Genomic DNA, 584 nt, shown 5'->3' on the forward strand with positions numbered 1-584 from the left:
ACCTTGGCGTGCGCCTGGATGGCGTTGTCCTCGTAGCTTGTGCCGAACTGGCCGGTGTAGGACAGGCCCACGTCGACGTTCTTCCCGACCTTGTAGGATACGCCCGCCTGCAGCACCGCGGCATCGCCCGCCAGCGGCGTGCCGGCCACGTCCATGCTGCCAGCCCCGGCAAACACCTGATGGGCCGTCGGCGTCAGGCTGCCAAAGGCATGCCGGTAGGCGGCTGAGCCAAAGACGCTCAGATCAAAGCCCGGCTTCACCGCAAACGATTTGCTGCCGCGCATCCCGAACGTCGCAAACGTCACGCCCGTATCGCTGCCACGCGTCCGGAGGGCGGCCGCCCCGCCATGCTCGTGAGATCCGCCAAGGCTCTGGTTGACGTAGGCCACCTGCCCGAACGGCTCAAAGCTGTTGCGGTCATCGCCCAGATGATAGGCCAGCTCGCCAAAGCCCTGTGCCGTGCCGCCCAGCGCCCGGCCCGTTTCATGGTCATGGAAGCCACCAGCCACCACGCTACGCGTCATGTTGAGCATGTTCCACGCATACGTCGCTCCGCCGCGCACCATGAGGCGCTTCCAGTGCGT

Annotated in this window: 1 protein-coding gene; it reads right to left on the reverse strand. The window is 66.3% G+C overall.

The window, feature by feature from the left end:
• Positions 1–566: autotransporter outer membrane beta-barrel domain-containing protein (locus AD930_RS00005; protein ID WP_208598532.1), on the reverse strand; the 566-nt coding region annotated here is incomplete at its 3' end.
• Between the last annotated feature and the right edge of the window lie 18 nt (positions 567–584).

The organism is Acetobacter malorum, assembly GCF_001580615.1.
GTDB lineage: Bacteria > Pseudomonadota > Alphaproteobacteria > Acetobacterales > Acetobacteraceae > Acetobacter > Acetobacter malorum.